15 protein-coding genes and 1 pseudogene are annotated in these 20,402 nt (G+C 66.2%); 6 read left to right on the top strand and 10 right to left on the bottom strand.

Going from position 1 to position 20,402, the window contains the following annotated elements; genetic code table 11:
* Positions 1-20: 20 nt before the first annotated feature.
* A complete protein-coding gene (gene purL / locus DW355_RS13940; RefSeq protein WP_131280908.1) occupies positions 21-4,091 on the bottom strand; it encodes a phosphoribosylformylglycinamidine synthase in 4,071 nt (1,356 codons plus the stop codon).
* A 122-nt stretch (positions 4,092-4,213) separates the two neighbouring features.
* Between purL and map the strand changes: the two genes are divergently transcribed.
* Both map and DW355_RS13950 read left to right on the top strand, forming a co-directional pair.
* Positions 4,214-5,095 (top strand): type I methionyl aminopeptidase, encoded by an 882-nt coding sequence (gene map, locus DW355_RS13945; protein WP_131280909.1) that lies wholly within the window; start codon positions 4,214-4,216, stop codon positions 5,093-5,095.
* A 56-nt stretch (positions 5,096-5,151) separates the two neighbouring features.
* Entirely contained in the window at positions 5,152-7,788 is a 2,637-nt protein-coding gene (locus DW355_RS13950) for a [protein-PII] uridylyltransferase (protein WP_131280911.1), read from the top strand.
* A 20-nt stretch (positions 7,789-7,808) separates the two neighbouring features.
* Here the strand turns inward: DW355_RS13950 and DW355_RS13955 are convergent, their stop codons facing one another.
* The 3 genes from DW355_RS13955 to DW355_RS13965 form a co-directional block, all read right to left on the bottom strand.
* Entirely contained in the window at positions 7,809-8,525 is a 717-nt protein-coding gene (locus DW355_RS13955; RefSeq protein ID WP_131280913.1) for an anti-sigma factor, read from the bottom strand.
* Positions 8,522-9,091, bottom strand: coding sequence for a sigma-70 family RNA polymerase sigma factor (locus DW355_RS13960; RefSeq protein ID WP_131280915.1), 570 nt, complete (start codon positions 9,089-9,091; stop codon positions 8,522-8,524). The genes DW355_RS13955 and DW355_RS13960 overlap by 4 nt, the downstream gene beginning before the upstream one ends.
* 81 nt (positions 9,092-9,172) lie before the next feature.
* On the bottom strand, positions 9,173-9,553 hold the full coding sequence (locus tag DW355_RS13965; protein ID WP_131280917.1) for a COG4315 family predicted lipoprotein: 381 nt from the start codon (positions 9,551-9,553) through the stop codon (positions 9,173-9,175).
* A gap of 208 nt (positions 9,554-9,761) precedes the next feature.
* Here DW355_RS13965 and DW355_RS13970 point away from each other — a divergent pair, with 208 nt between their 5' ends.
* On the top strand, positions 9,762-10,814 hold the full coding sequence (locus DW355_RS13970) for a hypothetical protein (protein ID WP_131280919.1): 1,053 nt from the start codon (positions 9,762-9,764) through the stop codon (positions 10,812-10,814).
* Positions 10,811-11,713 (top strand): adenylate/guanylate cyclase domain-containing protein, encoded by a 903-nt coding sequence (locus tag DW355_RS13975; RefSeq protein WP_165493202.1) that lies wholly within the window; start codon positions 10,811-10,813, stop codon positions 11,711-11,713. The genes DW355_RS13970 and DW355_RS13975 overlap by 4 nt, the downstream gene beginning before the upstream one ends.
* Before the next feature lie 48 nt (positions 11,714-11,761).
* Here DW355_RS13975 and def read toward each other — a convergent pair whose 3' ends face one another.
* From def to DW355_RS14000, 5 genes and pseudogenes are all read right to left on the bottom strand, one after another.
* Positions 11,762-12,301 (bottom strand): peptide deformylase, encoded by a 540-nt coding sequence (gene def / locus DW355_RS13980; RefSeq protein WP_131280923.1) that lies wholly within the window; start codon positions 12,299-12,301, stop codon positions 11,762-11,764.
* A gap of 10 nt (positions 12,302-12,311) precedes the next feature.
* Positions 12,312-15,493 (bottom strand): annotated as a pseudogene (locus DW355_RS13985) (efflux RND transporter permease subunit).
* Positions 15,490-16,602: an efflux RND transporter periplasmic adaptor subunit gene (locus DW355_RS13990; protein ID WP_131280925.1), complete on the bottom strand. Its 1,113-nt coding sequence runs from the start codon at positions 16,600-16,602 to the stop codon at positions 15,490-15,492. Before DW355_RS13990 ends, DW355_RS13985 begins: the two are co-directional and overlap by 4 nt.
* Before the next feature lie 202 nt (positions 16,603-16,804).
* A complete protein-coding gene (locus DW355_RS13995; RefSeq protein WP_347562735.1) occupies positions 16,805-17,185 on the bottom strand; it encodes a DUF3106 domain-containing protein in 381 nt (126 codons plus the stop codon).
* Positions 17,186-17,207: 22 nt separating this feature from the next.
* Entirely contained in the window at positions 17,208-17,798 is a 591-nt protein-coding gene (locus DW355_RS14000; protein WP_131280927.1) for an RNA polymerase sigma factor, read from the bottom strand.
* Positions 17,799-17,939: 141 nt separating this feature from the next.
* On the opposite strand from DW355_RS14000, the gene DW355_RS14005 reads away from it, so the two are divergent.
* Both DW355_RS14005 and DW355_RS17825 read left to right on the top strand, forming a co-directional pair.
* Complete coding sequence (locus tag DW355_RS14005; protein WP_131280929.1) at positions 17,940-18,200, top strand: hypothetical protein; 261 nt, start codon at positions 17,940-17,942, stop codon at positions 18,198-18,200.
* Complete coding sequence (locus DW355_RS17825) at positions 18,197-18,367, top strand: hypothetical protein (RefSeq protein ID WP_165493203.1); 171 nt, start codon at positions 18,197-18,199, stop codon at positions 18,365-18,367. The genes DW355_RS14005 and DW355_RS17825 overlap by 4 nt, the downstream gene beginning before the upstream one ends.
* A 149-nt stretch (positions 18,368-18,516) precedes the next feature.
* On the opposite strand, the gene DW355_RS14010 is transcribed toward DW355_RS17825, so the two are convergent.
* A complete protein-coding gene (locus tag DW355_RS14010) occupies positions 18,517-20,400 on the bottom strand; it encodes a sulfatase-like hydrolase/transferase (RefSeq protein ID WP_131280931.1) in 1,884 nt (627 codons plus the stop codon).
* Positions 20,401-20,402: the final 2 nt, after the last annotated feature.

The raw sequence follows: 20,402 nt of genomic DNA on the forward strand, positions 1-20,402 counted from the left end.
GTTCCCGCTCTGGGTTCTGCTCAGCCGACCCAGCGGCGGGCATTGCGCCACAGCCGTGCCCAGGGGCTGGGCAGGTTCGGGTCGAGCGGCGTCCAGCTGAACTGGATGTTGCGGAAGACCCGTTCGGCGTGCGGCATCATGGCCGTGAAGCGGCCATCGGCCGTGGTCACTGCCGTCAGGCCGCCGGGGCTGCCGTTCGGGTTGGCGGGGAAGGCTTCCGTCGCACGGCCGTGGTGATCCACGAAACGCATGGCCGCGATGGCCTGTGCCGGGTTGCCGCGCCGCGTGAAGTTGGCGTGCCCCTCACCATGCGCCACCGCGATGGGCAGGCGGCTGCCGGCCATGCCGGCGAAGAAGATGCTGGGTGAGGCCAGCACCTCGACCTGCGACAGCCGCGCCTGGTAGCCATTGGGGTTGTGGGTGAAGCGCGGCCAGGCCTCGGCGCCCGGGATGATGTCCGCCAGCTCGGCCAGCATCTGGCAGCCGTTGCAGACGCCCAGGGCAAAGGTGTCGGTGCGCCCGAAGAAGGCCTGGAACTCCTGCGACAGGCGTTCGTTGAACAGAATGCTGCGCGCCCAGCCGATGCCCGCGCCCAGGGTGTCGCCATAGCTGAACCCACCGCAGGCCACGAAACCCTTGAAATCCGCCAGCCGCGCACGGCCCGACTGCAGATCGGTCATGTGGACATCGTAGGCCTCAAAGCCGGCTTCGGTGAAGCAATACGCCATCTCGACCTGCGAGTTCACGCCCTGCTCGCGCAGGATGGCCACCTTGGGTCGGGCCTGGAGCAGCGCGGGTGCCAGGCCCTCGGCGGGGTCGAAGCTCAGGTGCACGTGCAGGCCAGGATCACCCTGGGCGGTGCCCGCGCCCGCGATGGCGTGCTCGGCATCCGCGCCGGCCGGGTTGTCGCGCAGCTGACTGATCTTCCAGCTCACGCTGTCCCAGACCTGCTGCAGATCGACCAGCTTGGCCGTGAACACGGCCTTGGCGTCGCGCCAGACCTGCAACTCGCCCACGCCCGCCGGGACCTCGCTGCCCGCCGGGCGCGTCTTGCCGATCACGTGGCTATGTCTGGACAAACCATGCTCGCGCAACACGGCTAGCACCGCATCACGCTCCGCGGTCCGGACCTGCAGCACCGCGCCCAGTTCTTCGTTGAACAGGACCTGCAGCGTGAGCTCGTCGCGCCGCGCGCCGATCTGCTGCGTCCAGTTCTTGGCGTCGCCCGAATCCATGCGGCTGTCACTGATGCCGTCGCCTTCGGTCACCAGCAGGTCCACGTTCAGCGCCACACCCACTTGGCCCGCGAAAGCCATCTCGGCCACGGCGGCCAGCAGGCCGCCGTCGCTGCGGTCGTGGTAGGCCAAGATGCGGCCCTGCGCGCGCAGCGCGTTCACCGCATTGACAAGGTTCACCAGGTCCTGCGGATCGTCCAGGTCGGGCACTTCATGGCCCGTCTGCCCCAGCACCTGGGACAGGATGCTGCCGCCCATGCGCCTGCGGCCACGCCCCAGGTCGATCAGCAGCAGGGTCGTGTCGCCCTCGCGCACCAGCTGCGGCGTGAAGGTGCCGCGCACGTCGGGCAAGGTGGCAAAGGCCGAGACGATGAGGGACACGGGCGAGGTGACTTTCTTCGCCGCGCCTGCATCGTTTTTCCCACTCCCGGAGGGGTCTGTCCACACGGTGCGCATGGACAGGCTGTCCTTGCCCACGGGGATGCTGATGCCCAGCGCCGGGCACAGTTCCATGCCCACGGCGCGCACGGTGGCGTAGAGGGCGGCGTCCTCGCCCGGCTCACCGCAGGCCGCCATCCAGTTGGCGGACAGCTTGACGCGCGGCAACTCGATGGGCGCGGCCAGCAGGTTGGTGATGGCCTCGGCCACGGCCATGCGACCCGAGGCGGGCGCATCCAGCGCGGCCAGCGGCGTGCGCTCGCCCATACTCATGGCCTCGCCCGCAAAGCCGGCGTAGTCGGCCAGCGTGACCGCGCAATCCGCCACGGGGATTTGCCAGGGGCCGACCATCTGGTCGCGGTGCGTGAGGCCCCCCACGGTGCGGTCGCCGATGGTGATGAGGAAGCGCTTGGAGGCGACGGTCGGGTGCGCCAGCACGTCGATGACAGCCTGCTGCAGCGTGACACCGCTCAAGTCCAGCGGCTTGAAACGGCGCGCGATGGTCCTGACGTCACGGTGCATCTTGGGCGGCTTGCCCAGCAGCACGTCCATGGGCATCTGGACAGGCGATTCATTCCCCTCGTCAGCCAGCACCAGGTCGCGCACCTCGGTCGCCACGCCCACCACCGCGTACGGGCAGCGCTCGCGTTCACAGAAGGCTTTGAACTGTGGCAGCGATTCGGGCGCAATGGCCAGCACATACCGTTCCTGGCTCTCATTGCACCAGATTTCCTTGGGCGCCAGACCCGATTCTTCGAGCGGGACGGCGCGCAGGTCGAAGCGTGCGCCACGGCCCGCGTCGTTGGTGATTTCGGGAAAGGCGTTGGACAGACCGCCTGCACCGACGTCGTGGATCGCGAGGATGGGATTCTTGTCGCCTTGCGACCAGCAGTGGTTGATGACCTCCTGCGCGCGGCGCTCGATCTCGGGGTTACCCCGCTGCACAGAATCAAAGTCCAGTTCGGCCGCGTTCGCGCCCGTGGCCATGGAGCTGGCCGCGCCACCGCCCATGCCGATGCGCATGCCGGGGCCACCCAGCTGGATCAGCAGCGTGCCGGCGGGAAACAGAATCTTCTTTGTCTGCGTCGCGTCGATCGCGCCCACCCCACCCGCGATCATGATGGGCTTGTGGTAGCCGCGCTGCACCGTGTCGACGTCACTCGCAACCGTCTGCTCGTACTCGCGGAAATAACCCGCGAGATTGGGGCGACCAAACTCGTTGTTGAAAGCGGCACCACCCAGCGGGCCGTCGATCATGATCTGCAGCGGGCTGGCGATGTGCTCGGGCTTGCCGCCCGCCTGATCGGACCAGCCACCCCAGAGCTTGGACACCGTGAAACCCGTCAGGCCGGCCTTGGGGCGTGAACCGCGCCCGGTCGCGCCCTCGTCGCGAATCTCACCGCCTGCGCCGGTGGACGCGCCGGGAAAAGGCGAAATCGCCGTCGGGTGGTTATGTGTCTCCACCTTCATCAACACATGGCTCAGGGCCGAAGACTTCTCGTAGACCGGCGCGCGCAGTGTGCCTTCCCCATCCTCGTCACCGGCCGCGTCAAAACGCGCCACGAAACGCTCGACGGGCATGCCTTCCATGACGGAGGCATTGTCCGAATAAGCCACCACCGTGTGCTGCGGACTGGTCTGGTGGGTGTGGCGGATCATGCCGAACAGGCTCTTGGTCTGTTTTTCACCGTCGATCGTGAAATCGGCGTTGAAGATCTTGTGGCGGCAGTGTTCGCTGTTGGCCTGCGCGAACATCATCAGCTCCACGTCGGTGGGGTTGCGTTGCAAGCCCTTGAACGCGGCTTCCAGGTAGTCGATCTCATCGTCCGCCAGGGCCAGGCCCCAGTCGGCATTGGCCTGCCGCAGCGCGGCCTTGCCACCGCCCAACACGTCCACATGGTCCATGGGCACGGCCTGCAGGGCCGTGAACAGGGCCTGGGCTTCGTCGCGGCTGGCCAGCGCGCTCTCGGTCATGCGGTCATGCAGCAGGGCCGCGACGCGGCCCAGTTGCTCGGCGCTCAGCGCGGCGGCCTGACCCAGCAGGCCCGACTTCAGCAGCAGGCGGTATTCGACGACACGCTCCACGCGATGCAGGGCGCCGCCGCTGTCACCCAGGCCGCAATTGCGCGCGATGTCGGTCGCCTTGGACGCCCAGGGCGAGACGGTGCCCAGGCGTGGCGCGACCACCACCAGCATTCCGTCCCCCGTGCCTGTGTGAGGTTCACCGTAGTCGAGCAGCGCGGCCCAGCGCTGCCGTTCGGCCGGCGCGAGCGGGGTTTCGGTCGCCACGAGGTGCACATAACGGGCCACGACGCCGCTGATCTTGTCGTGGATGGCCTGCAACCGGGGCAGCAGCTGCCGGGCACGGTAGGGGCTGAGGGCGCTGCCGCCTTCAAAGGAAGTGATGTGGAGAGTCACAGTGGTGGCCTGTGGAGAGGAGAGTGCGAGCCGCCGCCACCAGCGTCTGGTGGCACTCAAGCCGGGAGGAAAGCCCGCGATTTTACCCTCCCGCCCTTGCGCCAGCCCACTGCCCGCCCGCCATGCCATGTCCGCGACGAAAGAGGATAATTCACCCCATGAGCATCACCTACAAAGACGAGGCAGGCATCGCCGGGATGCGTGAGGCCTGTCGCCTGGCCTCCGAAGTGTTGGACTACATCACCCCGCACATCCAGCCTGGCATCACCACCAAGGAAGTTGACCGCCTGGCGCTGGAATGCATGCAGGCCCAGGGCACGGTCTCCGCCACCATCGGTTACCAGCCGCCGGGCTACCCGCCCTATCCGGCACACCTGTGCACCTCGGTCAACCACGTGGTCTGCCACGGAATCCCGAATGACAAGCCGCTCAAGAAGGGCGACATCATGAACGTGGACGTGACTGTGATCACCAAGGACGGCTGGTACGGTGACAACAGCCGTATGTACCTGATCGGCGAGGTGTCCATCGCCGCCAAGCGCCTGTGCGCGTTGACCTACGACGCCATGTGGATGGGCATCGAACAGGTGAAGCCCGGCGCGCGCCTGGGCGACGTGGGCGCGGCCATCCAGAAATTCGCCGAAGGCCATGGTTTTTCCATCGTGCGCGAGTACTGCGGCCACGGCATCGGCCAAGTCTTCCACGAAGACCCGCAGGTGCTGCACTACGGCCGCCCCGGCACGGGCGAAGAACTCAAGCCCGGCATGACCTTCACCATCGAACCCATGATCAACGCGGGCCGCCGCGAAGTGAAGGAACTCAACGACGGCTGGACCATCGTCACCAAGGACCACTCGCTGTCCGCGCAGTGGGAACACACGATCCTGGTCACGCCCACGGGTTACGAGGTGCTCACGCTCTCGGCTGGCAGCCCGCCGCCGCCGGCCTTCGTGAAGAACTTCGCGCAGCCCCGGTTGGATGCGGCGGCCTCCGTGGCAGCCTGAGCCATCCTCTGCGATCTTCCCGCGCCCGCGCGCTGCCTTCTTTCGGACTTGTCGCCATGAAAGCGACCACGCCTCAAGCATTGCGCCAACAACACCAAGCCCGCAAGGCCGAGGTGCTGGCCGCCATCGGCGAAGGCGGCACCTCCACGCGCGGCGTGCATGGCGTGCTGCGCCGCCTGGCACGGCTGGCCGACGACACGCTGCAGACGCTGTGGCAGCAGGCCGGTTTCGGCCCGCGCCCCACCCTGGTCGCCGTGGGCGGCTTCGGCCGTGGCGAGCTCTACCCCGCCTCCGACATCGACGTGCTGCTGCTGCTGCCCACGGGCTGGATGGTCGACGGCCCGGATGCCGATGAAACACTGCGCCAGCGCATCGAGACCTTCATCAGCGGCTGCTGGGACGCGGGCCTGGAAATCGGCTCCTCGGTGCGCACCATCGACGAATGCCTGGCCGAGGCCGAGAAAGACGTGACGGTGCAGACCGCGCTGCTCGAATCCCGCGCCATCTGCGGCAATGCCACGCTCTACCGCAACTTCCAGCGCCGCTTCAAGGCCGCGCTGGACCCGCAGGCCTTTTTCGTCGCCAAGACACTGGAGCTGGAGCAGCGCCACAACAAGTTCGAGGACACGCCCTACGCGCTGGAGCCCAACTGCAAGGAAAGCCCCGGCGGCCTGCGCGACCTGCAGACCATCCTCTGGGTCGCGCGCGCGGCGGGTTACGGCAAGAGCTGGGACGAACTGGCGCGCAAGGGCCTGGCGACGCCCTTCGAGGTCCGCCAGATCAAGCGCAACGAGGCCATGCTGGCGCTGATCCGCCTGCGCCTGCACCTGACGGCGGGGCGGCGCGAGGACCGGCTGGTCTTCGACCTGCAGACGGCCGTGGCGGCGCGTTTCGGCTACGGTTCAGATTCCTCCGAGGTCAAGACCAAGGTACGCGCCAGCGAGGCGCTGATGCGCCACTACTACTGGGCCGCCAAGGCCGTGACGCAGCTGCGGCAGATCCTATTGCTCAACATCGAGGCGCAACTCAACCCCAAGACGCAGGCGCCCGTGCCCATCAACGCCCGCTTCCTGGACCGCGGCGGCCTGATCGAGGTGGCGGATGACCGGCTCTACCAGCAACAGCCGCATGCCATCCTGGAAACCTTCCTCGTCTATCAGACCACCCAGGGCATCAAGGGGCTGTCGGCGCGCACGCTGCGCGCGCTCTACAACGCGCGCAACCTGATGACGGCGAAGTTCCGCCAGGACCCGGTCAATCGAGCAACCTTCCTGCGCATCCTCCAGCAGCCACAGGGCATCACGCACGCGATGCGGCTGATGAACCAGACCTCGGTGCTGGGCCGTTACCTCTGGCCCTTTCGCCGCATCGTCGGCCAGATGCAGCACGACCTGTTCCACGTCTACACGGTCGACCAGCACATCCTGATGGTGCTGCGCAACATGCGCCGCTTCTTCATGGCCGAGCACGCGCACGAGTACCCCTTCTGCTCCCAGCTCGCCGCCGCCTGGGACCAGCCCTGGATCCTCTACGCCGCGGCCCTCTTCCATGACATCGCCAAGGGCCGGGGCGGCGACCATTCCGACCTGGGCGCCGATGAGGTGCGCCGCTTCGCGCGCGAGCACGGCATTTCGCGCGAGGATGCGGGGCTGATCGAGTTCCTGGTGCGGGAACACCTGTCCATGAGCCGGATTGCTCAAAAGAGCGACCTGAGCGACCCCCAGGTCATCGCGGATTTCGCGCGCCAGGTCGGCGATGAGCGCCACCTCACCGCGCTCTACCTGCTGACTGTGGCCGACATCCGCGGCACCTCGCCGAAGGTCTGGAACGCCTGGAAGGGCAAGCTGCTGGAAGACCTCTACCGCTACACCTTGCGCGTGCTGCGCAACGGAATGGATGGCCCTGCCCCCGCACCACACGCGGAAATCGAAGCCCATCGGCACGCGGCGCTCGCGCAGTTCCGCGCCGCCGAAAGCCAGGCGCCCGCCCAGGCCCATGAGGCGCTGTGGAAGACCCTGGACGTGAGCTACTTCATGCGCCACGACGCGGACGACATCGCCTGGCACACACAGCAACTCTGGCGACACGTGGGCTCGGGCGAGACCCTGGTGCGCGCGCGGCCTTCACCGGCGGGCGAGGGGCTGCAGGTGCTGGTCTACACCCCGGACGCGCCCGACCTGTTCGCACGCATCTGCGGCTACTTCGACCAGAGCGAGTTCAGCATCCTGGACGCGCGCATCCACACCGCGCGCAACGGCTACGCGCTCGATACCTTCCAGGTCGTCGTGCCCGGCACGCAACAGGCGCGCGACGCCGAGCCCTCGCGGACCATCCTGAGCCAGGTTGAAAACGAACTGCGCCGCACCATCACCGAGGCTGCTCCCCTGCCGGCCCCCAGCAAGGGACGGCTATCGCGGCGCGTCAAGCATTTCCCCGTCATGCCGCGGGTGAGCCTCAAGCCCGACGACAAGGCCCAGCGCTGGCTGCTCAGCATCACCGCCAGCGATCAGACAGGCCTGCTCTACAAGATCGCCCGCGTGCTGGCCCACCACCGCATCAACCTGCAACTGGCCAAGGTCAATACCTTGGGTGAGCGGGTGGACGACACTTTCCTGATCGACGGCCCCGAGCTGCAGAACAACCGCGCGCAGATCGCGATCGAAACCGAGCTGCTCGACGTTCTGGCTTCCTGAGGCCTCGGGCCCGCCTAACGCTAACGCCAGAGCTTGCCGCACAAGCCACGGTAGACAAAGGGCTGCGTCGGCGCGTTCGGACGGGTGCCCACGGACTCCAGGGACACAGCCAATTCCACGGCGGGGAAAAACACCTGCTCGGCGGAGTCGTTCAGTTCCAGATGAGTCCACGAACCCTGAGGCACCGGCGCTATGGGCGCGACCGCGCCGTCCTTGTCGATGCGCCAGAGGAACAACGTTTGTCCTGGCGGCACGGTGACGGGCGTGACCTGCTTGATGTCGACCACCTTGCCCCCACGCAGGCTGGAGACGATCAAGCCCGCCTGCCCCTGGACCGTGCCGAGCACACCCACATAGCTGTCGGGCAATTGCATGTCGCGCAGATTCCGGTCATGGACCTGCCACGCGACGGGCAGCACGACACCCATCGTCAAGCCCAGTGCCAGGGCACCGGCGGGCATGGGCGTCAGCAAGCGCCGCCACCAGGGGCTCACGACCCTGGCTGGCGCGATGCTCGCCGTGGCAATCCGACGCCAGAGCCGGGCGCTGGGAACCTGGGGCGGCATGCTGAGGTACAGCGGCGCCAGCCGCTTCGTCCAGCCGTTCACGGCCGTCACCAATGCGGGTTGGCCCTGCATGACATTCTCGAAACGCCGACGCGCTGGGCCCCGCAAGGTACCCGCCACATAGGCCGCTGCCAATTGATCGATGGCCGAAGGATCACGGTACCAGTTCATGCCAGGGCCTCCATGCAGCCCTTGAGTCGCATCAGGCTGCGCCGGGTCCACGCCTTGATGGTCCCCAAGGGACGTCGCATGCGGCTGGCGATTTCGGTGTGGGTCAGGCCTTCGTAAAAAGCCAGCAGCAACGCTCGCCTGGGCTCGGTTTCCAGAGTCTCCATGCAATGCCCCAGTCGTGCGTCATCCTCATGGTCCAGCAACTGCTCCATGGGCGAGGCACCTTCAGCCGCAACATCGTGCGTGAGCTCGGCACCACAGTCGCCTTGCCCGTGCAGTGGCTCTTCGGGTTTGCGCTTGCGCACCAGATCGATGGCCCGGTGGCGCGTGACCACGCACAGCCAAGCCAGCGTCCGGTGCTGGCCCGGCGCGCCCTCGGTGGATCGATTCCAGATCGATACAAACACGTCCTGCAGCACATCCTCGGCCATGACGCGGTCCTGCGTCACCCGCCAGGCAACCGCCATCAGTCGTCCCGCGGCGAGACGATACAGCGCTTCGAAGGCCTGGGCATCGCGCAGCGCCACCCGCGCCAACAGTCGACTTACCTCATCACGGTCATCCATCCAGGGAGTCTCCAGGGTGCAGTGCGACCGAGCATACGTCACCGGCAGGCTCGGTCGCGCCCTTGGTCTTCGGGCGTTTGCTTACTTGGCGCCCGACTTGGGCGTGACCACATGCCACACGCCGCCCTGGCCATCGCCCTTGCGGTCTCCGGGCTGGGTATCGCCCGCGTAATAGTAGAGCGGCTTGCCCTGCACGGTCCACTGGCGTGCGCCACCGCTGGTATTGATCAGGCCAAACTCACCCTTGGCCACGGCCTCGGGCTTGGCGGTGAATGCCGGCCACACGGCGAGGCACCCGCCGCTGCAGTTGCTCTTGCCCGGTTCGTCCTTGTCGAAGGTGTAGACCGTGCGACCGCCCGCACCGGTCAGCACACCGTCGTGCATGACCAACTGCGCCTGGGCGACGCCGGCAAGAAGGAAAACGGAAATTGCGCCGATGGCTGCATGCATGCTTTTTTTCATGATGTGAGTGTCCTGTCATATTGGATCTTGGAGTCGCACCATTGCGCTCCATCTCTAGAACGGAACGGATGCGGATCTGGATGCAGGGAACGTGAAAAAAACCTGGCTGCGGTCGTCCAAGGACCGCTTGTGCACTTGGTCGCCGTTTTCGACTTTAAGTGGCCAGACCACTTGTGGACCGCCGGTCCTGTGAAAGAGAATCACCGGCATGGACCTCCCCGCCACCACGCCCACACACCCTGACACCACGAGCACGAGCACGAGCACGAGCACGCGCACGCCGCGCAACACCGGCTTCGTGCTGACCCGTCTGCGGCTTATCTCGGGCCTGACGATGTTCACCTTCATCGTCACCCACCTGATCAACCATGCACTGGGCCTGGTATCCCCGGAGGTCATGGCGGCAGGGCAGCGACTGTTCTTTTTTGTCTGGCACAGCTTGCCGGGCGCGCTGCTGCTCACAGTGGCGGCACTGACGCATCTGTCGCTGGTGCTTTACAAGCAGATCGTCCGTCGGACGCTGCGCATGCCCTGGATCGAGGGCCTGCGCATCCTGCTGGGCATCCTCACGCTGCTGGGCCTTTCGCTGCACGCCACGCCCATGGTGCTCGAACGGCTGCAACTGACGGGATCTGGCCAACCCGTGGCCTACCCCGACTTCATCCAACTGCTGATCAGCGGCAGCCCCATGCTGTGGAATCAGCTCGCCCTGGTCATCGCCGCCTGGACCCATGGCTGCATCGGCGTGCACCTGTGGCTGCGCCTGCGCGGCTGGTACCGGCAGCGGTTGACGCTGTTTGCCGTCACGGCAGTGCTGGTGCCATTGCTGGCACTGCTGGGGGTGCTGGCGGCGGCGCGCGCGGTGCAAAGTGCCGCGGATTCCGGGCAAACCAGCAGTTACGGAGAGGGATACGGGGCGAACAGCGCGGCACCTGCTTACGGCGAGGGTACTTATGGGGCTTATGGGGCCGCCGATGCCGAGAATTCCAACAGCGGTGTCTATGGAGGATATGGCGGTGGCAGCTACGGGAGTGGCTACGGCGACAATGGCAGCGGGCCCTACGGCGTGGCCCGGCGGGATGCGGATCAGGCTTGGCTGGCCTGGCTGATCCCCACCGACCCTCACTCGGCTCAGTCGGTTTACGGCGCTCTGATCGTCATCACGCTGCTCATCCTGGCCACCGTGGCGCGCGGACTGGTGCAGACCTGGGAGCGCCGCCACGGCCTGATCAGCGTGCGCTACCCCAGGGCCGGGAAGTGAAGGCAGTGCGTGGCGCCTCCGTGCTCGACATCAGCCGCATGGGCGGCGTGCCCCATGCCTCGGTCTGCGGTGGGCGTGGGCGCTGCTCCACCTGCCGGGTGCATGTCGACGCAGGCTGGGAAATGCTGCCGCCACCTCGAGATGGCGAGCAGCGGGTACTCCAGCGCATCCGCGCGCCGGGGCGCGTGCGCCTGGCCTGCCAGCTCTGTCCCACGGGCGACGTGGCGGTGACACCCCTGCTGCCCGCCGATGCCCGGGCCCGTGACGCCCTGCCCTACGACCCCATGAAATTCGGCGCGGAGCAGGAGATCGTCATCCTGTTCGCCGATCTGCGCGGCTTCACCCAGATGTCGGAAACCAAGCTGCCTTTCGACGTGGTGCACATCCTCAATCAGTACTTCTCGGAAATGGGCGAGGCCATCGAGTCCGCTGGCGGGTATCTGGACAAGTTCATCGGCGACGGCATCATGGCCTTGTTCGGCCTGCAAAGTGGAGAACAACAAGGCGTGGAGGCAGGCGCGCGACAGGCCGTGACGGCGGCCCGGGCCATGGGTGAGCGGCTGCAGGCCTTGAATAGACGATTGGCGCAGGATCTGGCCACGCCACTGCGCCTCGGGCTGGGCATCCACGCGGGCCCCGCCATCGTCGGCGAGATGGGCTACGGGCGGGCGACGTCGATCACCGCCATCGGAGACGCCGTCAATGTCGCCAGCCGCCTGGAGTCCGCCACCAAAGATGTCGGGTGCGAGCTATTGATCTCCACCGACGTCGCCCAACGCGGCAAGCTGGACCTCTCCGCCTTCGCGCAGCAGCAGATCAGCATCCGCGGGCGTGAAGGCGGCCTGGGTGTGTACGTCGTGCGCCACGCGGCGGACTTACCGTCCTTCCCTCAAACCTGATGGCCAGACAGCCGGCGGGCGTTCGCGACCACCACCGGCCCGTCCCCCTCAATCGTCAATCGTCGGGTCCAGCCCTGGAAAAAGCACCTCGGTGAAGCCAAAACGCGTGAAGTCCCGCACCCGCATGGGGTAAAGCTTGCCGTCCAGGTGGTCGCATTCATGCTGGACCACCCGGGCATGGAAGCCCTCCACCGTGCGGTCGATCGGGTCACCGTACTGGTCGAACCCCGTGTAGCGAATCCGCTGCCAGCGGGGCACGATGCCACGCAGCCCGGGCACCGACAAGCAGCCTTCCCAATCGTGCTGCTCCTCATCGGACAGCGGCGTGATGACCGGGTTGCACAGCACCGTGCGCGGCACCACGGGTGCGTCCGGATAGCGCGGGTTGGGCTGGCCGCTGCCGAAGATCACCACGCGCAGGTCCACCCCGATCTGAGGCGCCGCCAGGCCCGCGCCATTGGCCGCATGCATGGTGTCCAGCAGATCGCTGACCAACAGGTGCAGCGCGTCGGTGTCGAACGCCTGCACCGGCTGCGCCAGGCGCAACAGGCGCGGGTCCCCCATCTTCAGGATTTCGCACACGGCCATGGTGCTTTCCTCAATGCTTTAGCTGCGCGATGACGGGGGTGGCATGGACTGCCGCCTGCGCACCGGACGAGATGCTGGAGCGCCCAAACACGCGCCTCAGCCAAAGCGAGATGTCATCGATCAGCGTGAACAGGGCCGGGATCACCAGCAGACTCAGGAAGGTGGACGTGATCAAGCCACCGATGACCGCGATCGCCATGGGCGAGCGGAAGCTGGCGTCCGCCGCCCCCCAGCCCACCGCGATGGGCAGCATGCCCATGCTCATCGCGATGGTGGTCATCACGATGGGGCGCGCGCGCTTGTGGCAGGCGTCGAGGATGGCGTCCAGGCGGCTCATGCCACGGACACGGCGTGCCTCGATGGCGTACTCGACCAGCAGGATGGAGTTCTTGGTCGCGACCCCCATCAGCATGATGAGACCGATCAGCGAGGGCATGGAGAAACTCTTGTTCGCGATCAGCAGCGCCACAAACGCTCCCCCCAAGGAGAGCGGCAACGCCGCCAGGATGGTGAAGGGATGCAGGAAGGCCTTGAACAGCAACACCAGCACGATGTAGATGCACAAGACGCCGGTCAGCATGGCCAGGCCAAAGCTGGCGAACATCTCGCCCTGGATCTCGGCGTCACCGATCTCCAGCACGCGCACGCCCGGGGGCAGGTTGCGAATGCTGGGCAGTTTGTCCACGGCGGTCTGCATGTCGCCCAGGGCGATGCCCGCGAGCTCGACCTCGAAGTTGATGTTGCGCGCGCGGTCGTAGCGGTCGATCACCGCCGGGCCGCCGCCAAAGTTCAGGTCGGCCACCTGCTCCAGCATGACCGGGCCCTTGGCGCCGGGCACCGCGAGGCGTCCCAGCACCGACAGGTCATGGCGCGCCGCCTCGTCCAGTTTGACGACGATGGGCACCTGACGTTGCGCCAGATTGAGCTTGGGCAGGGCGCTGTCGTAATCGCCCACGGTGGCGATGCGCAGGGTCTCGGCAATGGCGCTGCTGGTCACGCCCAGGTCCGCGGCGCGGGCTAGGTCTGGCGTCACGATGATCTCGGTGCGCACCAGCGCGGCGGTGGACTGCACGCTGCCCGTGCCGTGGATGGTACGCAGATCACGCTCGATCTGCCGCGCGGCCGTGGCCAGAGCGTTCGGATCGTTGCCGGTCAAGGTCATCACGTATTTCTCACCCGAACCGCCCAGACCCACCTTGCTGCGCACGCCCGGCAGATTGGACATGGCGTCGCGGATCTGGTTCTCGATCACCTGCTTGCGCGGACGCGTGCCCCGCTTGTCCAACTGGATCGTCAAGGCCGCCTTGCGCGATTCGGCCGCGCCCTGGGGCGCGAAGGGATCGGAGCCCGCCGACCCCGAGCCGATGGTGGTGTAGATGGACTTGATGTGTGGCACGGCCATCACCAACTGGCGCGCGTGCTCCGCAGTCTCGACAGTTCGTTCCAGCGTCGCGCCTGGTGGCAGCTCCAGATAGACCTGGGTCTGGGAGTTGTCGTCCGGCGGGATGAAACCCTGGGGCAGCAGCGGAATCAGCATCACGGATGACACGAAGAACACGCCGGCGCCCACCATGGTGATCCAGCGGTGGCGGATGCACCAGGCCGCCCAACGCTGGTAAACCGTCAGCCAGGCGGGCTCGTCGTGCTGGTTCATCCAGGCCCAGAGCCTGCCCAGCAAGGCATTGCTGCGCGCCCAGCGCGGCCGCTCCTGGGCCATGACCACGGGTTTGAGCAGGTAGGCCGCCATCATGGGCGTGAGCACCCGCGCCACCACCAGCGAAGCAAAGACCGCCAGTGACGCTGTCCAGCCGAACTGCTTGAAGAACTTGCCCGGGACACCCGCCATGAAGGCCGTGGGCAGGAACACCGCGATCAGCGTGAAGGTGGTCGCGATCACGGCCAGGCCAATCTCGTCGGCCGCTTCCATGGCGGCCTGGTACGGCGACTTGCCCATGTGCATGTGACGCACGATGTTTTCCACTTCCACAATGGCGTCGTCGACCAGAATGCCGATGACCAGCGAGAGCGCGAGCAGTGTCACCACATTGATGGTGAAACCCAGGTAATGCATGCCGATGAAGGCCGGGATGGCCGACAGGGGCAAGGCCACGGCCGACACCACGGTGGCGCGGAAATCGCGCAGGAAGAGCCAGACCACCAGCACGGCCAGGATGGCGCCTTCGTACAACAGCGTCATGGACGCATTGAATTCTTCCTCCACCGGCGTCACGAAGTCAAAGGATTCGGTGATGTGCAGATCGGGACGCGCCACGCGCAGCTCGGCCAGTCTGGCGCGTACTTCCTGCCCCACCTCCACCTCGCTGGCCCCCGACTGCGCGCCACCTCGAAACCAACCACCGGCTTGCCGTCGAGGAAGGCCGCGGCCGTGCGGTCGGCGATGGTGTCACGCACGCTCGCCAATTGGTCCAGACGCACGCTGCGGCCATCGGACAGGGCAATCTGCATGCCCGCGATCTCCTGGGCACTGCCCAGCGCGGAGATGGTGCGCACCGGTTGCTGGCTGCCACCGATTTCCGCGCGCCCCCCGGCGCTTTCGATCTGCACCCGCGCGAGCTGACGCGACACGTCGGCCGCCGTCGCCCCCAGGGACTGCAGGCGCAAGGGGTCGAGCAGCACCTGCACCTCGCGGTTCACGCCACCGACGCGGTTGACCGCGCCCACGCCACGCACCGAAAGCAGCAACTTGGACACATCGTTGTCCACGAACCAGGACAGCGCTTCCTCGTCCATGCGATCGGATGCCACCGTGTAGGCCAGCACTGCGCCACCGGCGAGCTCGACCTTGTTGACGATGGGTTCCTGCAGGTCGGACGGCAGATCGCCGCGCACCTTGCTCACGGCAGAGCGCACGTCGTCCAGCGCCTCCTGCGTGCCTTTTTCTAGGCGGAATTCGACTGTCATCGACACCACGCCGTCCTGCACCTTGGTGTAGATGTGCTTGAGGCCCTGCAGGGTCGCCAGGCTGTTCTCGATCTTGCGCGCGACGTCGTTCTCCAGCTGGCTGGGCGAGGCGCCGGGCAGGGAGGCGACCACGGTGATGGTCGGCAAGTCCAGGTCCGGGAAGTTCTGGACCTTCATGGCGCCGAAGGAAAACAGCCCCATCAACGTCAACATGACGAAGAGCATGGCCGCGGGAATGGGATTGCGGATAGACCAAGCGGAAACGTTCATTGCACCACTTTCACGAAATCGCCTTCATTGAGGAACCCCGCGCCCTGCACCGCCACCGCTTCCAGCGGTGCCAGGCCCTGCAGCAGTTCCACGCGCTCGCCCACGCGCCGGCCAACCTCGACCTTGCGCTGGCTCACCCGACTCTGGCCGTCCACCACGAAAACGTAGCTGTGACCGTCACGCAGCACGACGGACTGCGCGGGTACCGTGAGGGCCACGCTGGTGGGCAGCGCGAAGATGCCACGGGCGAAGGTGTTGGCCTTGAGGGCCTCGTTGCGTGGCAGGTCCACATAGACCAGGATGTTGCGCGTCTGCACGTCAGCCGCGGGCGCGATGGCGCGCACCAGACCCTGCACCTGCAGGCCGCTGGCGGTGGTCACTTCCGCCTGCTGGCCAACCTTCACGCGGCCGATCTCGGCGGGCGTGACCTCGGCGCGCCATTCCATGCGGCCCTGACGCACCATGCGGAACAGCTCATTGCCCGAACTCACCACCGCGCCCACCGTGGCGCTGCGCGCCGAGATGACACCGTCGTCCGGCGCCTGCACGCGAGTCGCGGCCAAGGTCACCTGCGCGGCCTCCCATTGGGCCTTGGCCACTTTCTCTGTCGTGTAGATCTGCGTCAGCTGTGAGCGGGAATAGATGCCTTCCTCGCCCAGGGCACGCACGCGGTCGGCCTCGGACTTGGCGTTCTCGTAATTGGCCTGGGCCTGCAGGGCCGCGGCGTAGGGAATCTCGCTCGCGAAACGGGCCAGCTCATCACCACGACTCACCTTGTCGCCCACGTTGACGTGCACGGCGGCCAGGCGCAGGCCGTTGACCTCGGCGCCGATGATGGCCTCCTGCCAGGCCACCACGTTGCCGTTGGCCAGCAGGGCACCGGCCAGCTGCGTGCTCTGGGGGCGGGTGACCGTCACCGTCAAGGCGGGTCTCAGCTCCGTCGAGGCAGGGGTGTTGGCGGCCGCCTCAGCGGTCTTGGACTCGGCGGCCTCATTCGAGGGCCCTCCGCAGCCCGACAGCATGAGCAGGCTCAAGGCCACCGACCCCAGCAGGCCCAGCCCGAAACCACGTTGTTGGAATAGGAAAACGGAAGAGGAAACGTCTTTCATGAAGCGTTTTTTTCTTGGTAGGAAATTTGTCGGATGCCCGGCATGCACGCGGCGCGGGGGGCATGGGCCATGCCGGCCTCGCCCCAGCGTCCGCCTTGCTCCTTGCGCCCAGGAGACTGGCTGACACATCCAAGCTGATTGACCTGGGGCAAGAGCCCGGTCCCAGCCAGGAGAGGGAATGCCATTAGACCCGAAAAAGATATCACTCCGCGGGCCGATCATTCGCTTCGCGGACAGGTTCCGCCCGCGGTCCACAACCGCCACCGAAACCGCGACGGAACTCACGCCGTTCGTCGCGACTCATGGCTTTCCACTGGCGCACGCCATCGCGAAAGCGCTCGCGCTCCTCGGCTGTCATGTGATGCCAGCGCCCACGATGACCGCCCGGCCCGCCGAATCCGCCCAGCAGGATGCGGCACAGCACCAGCAGGCCGGCGGCCTGCCAGAACCCGATGACCGGCCCTCCGAACAGGTCGGGCACCAGCGCGTTCCACAACAGCATCACCACCGCGCCGAAGGCCGCGACAAATGCGACCCCCAGCAGCAGGAACACGAACTTCATCTTCATCAATTGCCGTTTCATGACATTTGCTCCTGAAAAATGCTCACGCCGCCGTGAGCCAATCCTCGTAAACCACCTGCAGACGCTCGCGCAGCGCCAGCACCGCATACCGTTTGCGGGACAGCAAGGTGTTGACCCCCACGCCCCACAGTTCGGACATCTCCTTGAAACTCAAACCCTCCAGCTCATGCGCGACAAACACCTCGCGTTGCTCGCGCGGCAGCTCGTCCAGCGCCTCCTCGATCTGTGCCAGCAGCATCTGCCGCACCACCTCACCCTCCGGGCCCGGCGCCAGGGACGGCAGCATCTCCTCCAGCGTCAGCCCGTCCTCGTCGTCCCCCAAGTCGCTGGCAAACGCCGCGGACGGGCTGGATTTCCTCTTGCGGAAATGATCAACAACGCGGTTGCGTGCCACGCGCATCAGCCAGGCCCCCACCCGTTCGATCGGGTGCATGAGGCGGTAGGCAGACACCAGCTCGTACAGCACCTCCTGCAGGATGTCCTCCGCCTCCGCGGCGTCCGACACGCGGCGGCGGATGAAGCTGCGCAGCCGTCCACGCTCGCGCTGAACCGCAGCCGCGATGTGGCTGTCCTGCTCGGCTTCGAGGTCCAGGTCTTGCGGTGGCGCATCCATATATGAGGAGTTAGACGATCTTGTGCAGCCGATATTGTGAAAGCAGCGAAAAAAACCGGATCGGCCGACGGCCATCGCCGGTACGCCCGACACCGCCGGCCCAATCGGGCGGGCATGCCCCACGAGAACGCCCTCTCGCCCATGGAACAAGCATCCACCCCCACCCCCCAATGGCAGGCAGGCTCGAGGCTGGTCGCGGCCCTGAGCATGGCGCTGCTGGCGGTGGTGCCGTTCACCCTGTTTCCCGCCCTGCTCCTGCTGCGGCTATTGATGGGCGCCGCCTGCAGCGTACGGTTCATCCTGGGCGAAGCCTGGATCAACCAGATGGCCAGCGCCGCCACCCGCCACCCGCCACCCGCCACCCGCCACCCGCCACCCGCAGACGCAGACGCAGACGCATGATGGTGGCCTACGCCGCGGCCTTCACCCTCTGCCAGGTGTCCGGCCCGACCCTGCTGTCGTGGATTGGCTCGGCCAGTCTTCTGCCCATCGCGCTGGCCGTGGGCTGGCATTTGCTCGCGGGCTGGGTGCTGTCGGCAGTTTCCTCGGCCCCGCCACCGGTGGACTGACCATCGACTATTTCAGCCCGGACGGGCTGGTGCACTCACTCGCGCTGCTGGCGGCGCTGTTCCTCGGGGCGCTGCTATGGGAAGAAAAACGCGCAAGCCAGCAGTTATGTCGATGAACAACTCTCAGGCGCAGCCCAAGGCACAAGCTGTCACTTTCGAAACCGCGTCATCATTTCGAAGGCGCTGCGCATCACCACGGGATCAGGCTTTGCATCGGTCTTGGGGCGGTTTTGCGAGTCCATCATGTTGAGGTTGCCGTAATGGTCCATCGCATAGATGTCGTCCCCATGGCGTATGCCACGCAGCACCCAACTGTCCACCAACAGAACCGGAGGCTCCGATGGCGGCGGGGCGAACAAATCCCGTCCCGTGCTGTAGTCGCCCAAGGGATTGCTGCAACCCAGGGCATGGTGCATCAGGGTCGGCACGAGATCCTGGTGCGCGCTGATGCCCGTAGGCACGGCGGTGCCTCGTCCGGGCCAATGCAGCACGAAGGGCACGACCACCTGGTGGTCGGCAAAATTGCCGTTGTGCCCCCAATAGCCTTGCTTCAAGTCGTTGAACTCATCGCCGTGATCACCCGTGATCAAGACGATCGTGTTCTTGTCCGCGCCCGAGGCACGCAGCTGGGCCAAGATCTCGCCGATCATGCTGTCGGCGTAGTGCACACCGGTGTGGTAACGGTTGATGTAAGGCAGGGCTTCCTGCTTGCCGTCCAGCTGCGAGTAGCTGATCGACTCCGCCATGGGTTGGGCCAGCGGCGGGTAGCCCTTGGGAAAGTGGTAGGGAGCATGCGATGAATCCAGGAAAGCCAGGCCAAACCAGGGGCGGCGAGGCTTGGCTTGCAGCTCTTGCGCGATATCCTGCTTCAAGGCGTTCATGATGTGCCGATCACGTTCGTAGATCGGCAGCTTGATGGGCGCCACTTCCAGGTGCTGGCGCACGTTGGCGAAGATGGTGCGGTCAAACTCGGTGCCATCCAGTGGCGCGCTCACGTACAGATGCAGGCCATAGCCTTGCTGCTGCAAAACCTGGAACAGGACGGACCCCCGCTGTTCCCTCAGCATGTCATCGAAGTAACTCGGCGGCACACCATAGAGCAGGCCGAAGAAACCCGGTCGCGTCGAATTGCCGCTGCTGTAATGACGCGGAAACACCATGGACTGCTGGGCCAGCTTCCACGTGTTGGGCATGATGGTCGCGTCCAGGGCATCACGCCGCAGGGAGTCCAGCACGATCACCAACACGTTGGGCGCAGGCTGGGTCGGCGTGCACTGCATGGGCTGCAGGGGGTAGCGCAAGACGCCCTGCTTGGCGCCTGGACGCATGGCCCCCATCTCGCCTTGTGCTGAGTCGTCCAAGCCAACGCCGAACTGGCTCAGCATCATGCGCTTGGCGGTGATCGGCAACGCCCAGGGCAAATAGGACCATTGACTGACGGCCGCACGCAGGCCCCTGGCATCGTAGTAAATCGTGGCGGCCTGCCCCGCCACCATGAACACCCCGGCGATCGCCCAATGCGAAAGCACGGCACGCCGAGGCCGCGCAGGCAGCCGGCGCCAGCAGGCCCAGGCCAGCGCCGCCTGCGCGGCAAACACCGCCAGCACCACCGCCACGGCCAGCGTCCAGTCGAGCCAGGACAGCTGCACCTGGTCGTACAGGGCGCCGCTGAGCACCAGCTGGACCAGCAGGCTGTTGATGTGGAATCGGTACAGGGCAAACAACCGTGCATCCAGCAGCAGCAGCACGATGAACGCGCCATGCAAAACCACGGCCACGACCCCCAGGACCTGGGGCCTTTGCTTGTGTCGCATCACCAGCACGAGCAACAGAGGCAGCAAGGAAACCAGGGCGGCGAAGAACGGGAAATGCCCCAGAGAGGCCAAGGTCAGATACGTCGCGCCCAAAACGCCGCCGGGGTTGTCACGCAGCGGCGCGTTGCTCAGCACGATCACCAGGGCAAGCAAGGCGTTGAGCAGCGTGAAGCGGCTCAACCAGGAGAGTGACTTCCAACGAGTCAATGGCGTATTCATGA

Origin of the sequence: Hylemonella gracilis (genome assembly GCF_004328645.1) — a bacterium.
In the GTDB taxonomy this organism is placed as follows: Bacteria; Pseudomonadota; Gammaproteobacteria; order Burkholderiales; family Burkholderiaceae_C; genus Hylemonella; species Hylemonella gracilis_B.

Coding starts and splice junctions, on each gene's coding strand:
- DW355_RS14005 (WP_131280929.1), top strand. CDS start 17,940: ATGGAACAAGCATCCACCCCCACCCCCCAATGGCAGGCAGGCTCGAGG.
- DW355_RS13965 (WP_131280917.1), bottom strand. CDS start 9,553: ATGAAAAAAAGCATGCATGCAGCCATCGGCGCAATTTCCGTTTTCCTT.
- DW355_RS13995 (WP_347562735.1), bottom strand. CDS start 17,185: ATGAAACGGCAATTGATGAAGATGAAGTTCGTGTTCCTGCTGCTGGGG.
- DW355_RS13950 (WP_131280911.1), top strand. CDS start 5,152: ATGAAAGCGACCACGCCTCAAGCATTGCGCCAACAACACCAAGCCCGC.
- DW355_RS14010 (WP_131280931.1), bottom strand. CDS start 20,400: ATGAATACGCCATTGACTCGTTGGAAGTCACTCTCCTGGTTGAGCCGC.
- DW355_RS17825 (WP_165493203.1), top strand. CDS start 18,197: ATGATGGTGGCCTACGCCGCGGCCTTCACCCTCTGCCAGGTGTCCGGC.
- DW355_RS13990 (WP_131280925.1), bottom strand. CDS start 16,602: ATGAAAGACGTTTCCTCTTCCGTTTTCCTATTCCAACAACGTGGTTTC.
- def (WP_131280923.1), bottom strand. CDS start 12,301: ATGGCCGTGTGCGAAATCCTGAAGATGGGGGACCCGCGCCTGTTGCGC.
- map (WP_131280909.1), top strand. CDS start 4,214: ATGCCATGTCCGCGACGAAAGAGGATAATTCACCCCATGAGCATCACC.
- DW355_RS14000 (WP_131280927.1), bottom strand. CDS start 17,798: ATGGATGCGCCACCGCAAGACCTGGACCTCGAAGCCGAGCAGGACAGC.
- DW355_RS13970 (WP_131280919.1), top strand. CDS start 9,762: ATGGACCTCCCCGCCACCACGCCCACACACCCTGACACCACGAGCACG.
- DW355_RS13960 (WP_131280915.1), bottom strand. CDS start 9,091: ATGGATGACCGTGATGAGGTAAGTCGACTGTTGGCGCGGGTGGCGCTG.
- DW355_RS13955 (WP_131280913.1), bottom strand. CDS start 8,525: ATGAACTGGTACCGTGATCCTTCGGCCATCGATCAATTGGCAGCGGCC.